General features: G+C 71.1%; 1 protein-coding gene. It reads right to left on the bottom strand.

The features are described 5' to 3' along the window. A partial coding sequence (locus tag ACFVYI_RS42275; RefSeq protein ID WP_387895434.1) for an SDR family NAD(P)-dependent oxidoreductase occupies positions 1-3,968 on the bottom strand: 3,968 nt, incomplete at its 3' end. Positions 3,969-3,995: the final 27 nt, after the last annotated feature.

The raw sequence follows: 3,995 nt of genomic DNA on the forward strand, positions 1-3,995 counted from the left end.
GACCGCGTGTACGACGTACCGAGGTGATCCGGATCGGAATCGAAGAGCGACTCCACGTCCCACCCACGATTCGTCGGGAAGCCGGAGATCGCGTCCACGCCCTCCGACACCAACCGCCACAGGCCCTCCGGCGACCGCACCCCACCCGGGTACCGGCAGGCCATCCCCACGATCACCACCGGATCGTCCACCACCGACGGCAGCCCGGACGTCACCCGCGAGACCTCGGCCACACGCTCGAACAGCTCGTCCAGCAGGAACCGGACCAGCGCCTCCGCCGACGGGTAGTCGAACACCACCGTCGCCGGCAGCCGAAGGCCCGTCACCGCCGCTAGCCGGTTGCGGAGTTCCACCGCGGTCAGCGAGTCGAATCCGAGATCCTGGAACGCCTTCGTCGCCTCCACCTCGGCCGCACCCGCATGGCCCAGCACCAGCGCGATCTGCGCACGCACCACGTCGAGCACCGCCTCACGGCGCTGGTCCGCCCCCAGACCGGACAACCGCCCGACCAGCTCGGCCGCTGCCCCGCTCGTCGCGCTTCGACGCACCGGCACCCGAACCAGACCACGCAGGAACGCGGGCACCTCACCCCGCGCGCGCAGAGCCGCCAGGTCCAGGCGAACCGGCAACGTCACCGGCTCCCCACCGGCGAGCGCGGCGTCGAACAGCGCCAGCCCGTCCTCGGGCGTGAGTGGCGGCATACCCAGTCGAGCGATGCGCTCGATGTCGGCGTCGCCGAGGGCACCGGTCATGCCACCGTCCTGGGTCCACGGACCCCATGCCAACGACACCCCCGGCAGACCAGCGGCGCGGCGATGCCGTGCCAACGCGTCCAGAAACGCGTTGCCCGCCGCATAGTTGGCCTGCCCCGCACTACCGAACGTCCCCGCCACCGAGGAGAAGACCACGAAAGCCGACAGCTCCAAGTCCTTCGTCGCCTCGTGCAGATTCCAGGCCGCGTCCACCTTCGGCCGCAACACCGCCGCCAGCCGCTCCGGCGTCAGCGAACCGACCACCCCGTCATCCAGCACACCCGCCGCATGCACCACCGCACCAACCGAATGACGGGCGACCAACCCGTCCACCGCCGCACGATCCGCGACATCACAGGCCTCCACGACCGCCTCGGCCCCCAGAGCCGCCAACTCGGCCACCAACTCTGCCGCGCCCTCGGCCTCCACACCACGACGGCTCACCAGCAACAGACTCCGCACACCATGCTCGACCACCAGATGCCGGGCCACCACCCGACCCAAACCACCCGTACCACCCGTCACCAACACCGTGCCGTCGCCGCCCCACGGCGAGACGCTCCCCGACTGCACAGCAGGCACCCGAACCAGCCGCGCCGCCAACACCTCACCACCACGCACCAGCACCTGCGGCTCATCCAGGGCGAGAGCCTCTGCCGGCACCGTCTCCTCGTCGCCGTCCAGATCCACCAGACCGAACCGGCCCGGATTCTCCGCCAACGCCGACCGCACCAACCCCCACACCGCAGCGCCCGCCAGATCCACACCCGACACCGCACCACGCGTCACGAACACCAACCGCGACGCCGCAAACCGCCCCTCCACCAACCACGACTGCACCAGACCCAACACCCACGACGTCACCGCGTGCACGGACCCGGGCACATCGCCAGAGGATCCTCCGGTCAGCTCCACCACCACCGCGCCCGGCACATCCACCAACGACGCCAGATCAATGTCCTGACCGACCGTCACGAACGAAGTCGGCTCCCCGACCGCCACCGGCACCCAGTCCACCCGGAACAACGCATCCCGGGCAACCGCCCCCACCCCGCCCAACTGCCCTGCACTGATAGGCCGGACCGCCAACGACTCCACCGAGACAACCGGCGCACCCGAAGCGTCCGCAACCGCCAGCGACACCGAATCCTCACCGGTCCGGGTCAGCCGCACCCGCACCACCGACGCACCCGAAGCGTGCAACGACACACCCGACCACGCGAACGGCACACCACCCCGACCCTGCCCGTCCGAGCCGACGAACACCGAGGCATGCAGGCACGCATCCAACAGAGCCGGATGCAGGCCGAACGCCCTGGGGTCCACGCCCTCGGGGAGCGCGACCTCGGCGAACACGTCGTCACCAAGACGCCAGGCCGAACGCAGCCCCTGGAACGCCGGGCCGTAGTCAAGGCCGCTCTCGGACAGCTGCTCGTAGGCACCGGTCACGTCCAACGACTCGGCGCCCGCCGGCGGCCACACCGCCGCGTCGAACACCGCCGGCACCGCACCCGCGCCCAACACCCCACTGGCGTTCAGCGTCCACATCGCCCCGTCGTCACCGACGGGACGGGAGTGCACGCTCAACGAACGCCTACCCGACTCGTCCGGCTCGCCCACCCACACCTGCACCCGCACATCACCCTGGCCGACCAGCACCAGCGGCGCGGCCAGCGTCAACTCCTCGACCAGATCGCAGCCGACCTCGTCGCCCGCCCGCACGGCGAGTTCCAGCAGCGCGGCGCCGGGCACCACCACAGACCCGAGGACGACGTGGCCCGCCAGCCACGGGTGCGACTGCACCGAGAGGCGGCCGGTGAACACATACCCGTCCGTGTTGACCAGTTCCACGGCCGCGCCGAGCAGCGGGTGCCCGGGCGATTCCAGCCCTGCGAAGCGCAGATCCCCCGAGCGGAGCACCGGACCAGCGGGCCAGAAGTGCTGGTGCTGGAACACGTAGGTGGGCAGGTCGACGCGTCGCGCCCCGGTGCCGGCCAGGAGCGCAGTCCAGTCGACCTTCACCCCGCACACATGCAACTCGGCCAGCGCGCGCAGCGCGGTCGCCTCCTCACCACGGTCCTTGCGCAGCACGGGGACCAGGAGAACGTCGTCGGCGACCGACTCCCGAGCCATCGCGGTCAGCACCCCGTCCGGGCCCACCTCCACGAAGCGGGTGACGCCCTGGGCCGCCAGGGTCCACACACCGTCGGCGAAGCGGACCCCCTCCCGGACGTGGCGCACCCAGTACTCCGGCGAGCACAACTCCTCACCCGTGGCCAGGCCGCCCGTCAGATTGGACACCACCGGGATCGTCGGAGCGGCGAAGGTCAGGCCCTCGACCACGACCCGGAACTCCGCCAGCATCGGATCCATCAACGGCGAGTGGAAGGCATGCGAGACCCGCAACCGCGTCGCCTTGCGACCCAGTTGCTCGAAGTGGGCGCGAACCCGCTCCACCGCACCCTCCGCTCCGGAAACCACCACCGATGCGGGCCCGTTGACCGCCGCGACCGAGACCAACTCGTCCAGCAGCGCCAGGACTTCGTCCTCGCCCGCCTGAACGGCGAGCATCGCACCGCCCTCCGGCAGCGCCTGCATCAACCGACCGCGTGCCGCCACCAGGGTGCAGGCATCCGACAGCGAGAACACCCCCGCCACGTGGGCCGCGGCGACCTCGCCGATCGAGTGGCCGGCCACGAAGTCCGGCCGCACACCCCAGGACTCCAGCAGCCGGAACAGCGCCACCTCCACCGCGAACAGCGCGGCCTGGGCATGCACCGTCCGGTCCAACAGCTCGACATCGTCGCCCCACACCACCTCCCGCACCCCGGCCAACTCCGCGCAGACCGCGTCGAAGACCTCCGCGAACACCGGGAACCTGGCATACAACTCCCGCCCCATCCCGAGCCGTTGTGATCCCTGCCCGGAGAAGAGGAACGCCCGCTTGCCCGCACCCACCGAGCCCTCGACCACACCGGCCACGGGCTCACCCGCCGCCAGCGCGGCCAGTCCGTCCAGGGCGGCGTCCCGGTCGGCGGCGACGACCACTGCACGATGGTCGAACGCCGATCGGCTGGTCGCCAACGTGTGGGCAACGTCGATCAAAGCAAGATCGTCCTCAGTTGCCACCTGGGCGAGCAGCGCCTCGGCCTGGGCACGCAGCGCGGCCGCCGTCCGCCCGGACAACACCCAGGGGACCACACCCGGCGTCACCACCGGCGGCTCAGTAGCCGGTGGTTCCGC

This window comes from Kitasatospora sp. NPDC058218 (genome assembly GCF_042882445.1).
Lineage (GTDB): Bacteria > Actinomycetota > Actinomycetes > Streptomycetales > Streptomycetaceae > Kitasatospora.